General features: G+C 68.6%; 1 protein-coding gene. It reads right to left on the reverse strand.

The window, feature by feature from the left end; all coding sequences use genetic code 11:
* The coding region (locus ISP15_RS18430) for an AMP-binding protein (protein ID WP_404549469.1) at nucleotides 1–338 on the reverse strand (338 nt) is incomplete at both ends.

Here is a 338-nt window from a genome sequence, read left to right on the forward strand (position 1 = left end):
CCGCGCGAACGCAGACCATGCGCCAGGCGGTTCGCACGCGCATTCAGTTCCGCGTACCCATACGACGTGCCTGCGTACACCAGGGCCGCTGCGTCCGGACGCTCGCGGGCCTGGCGCTCGAAGGCTTCGTCCACGCTCCCCGGCGGTATTGGCTGGGCAGCGCCGCAACGCCACGCTTCCAGCCGTGCCCGCTCGGCCTCGGACAGCAACGGGAGCGCCGATATCCGGGCCGATGGCCTGTCGACGATCGCTTCCAGCAGGCTTCGGTAGCGCTGCATCAGCCGTTCGATCGTCGCGCGCTCGAACAGGTTGGGATCGTATTGCACTTCCGCGAGCAG

The organism is Dyella jejuensis (assembly GCF_044904675.1).
Lineage (GTDB): Bacteria > Pseudomonadota > Gammaproteobacteria > Xanthomonadales > Rhodanobacteraceae > Dyella_B > Dyella_B jejuensis.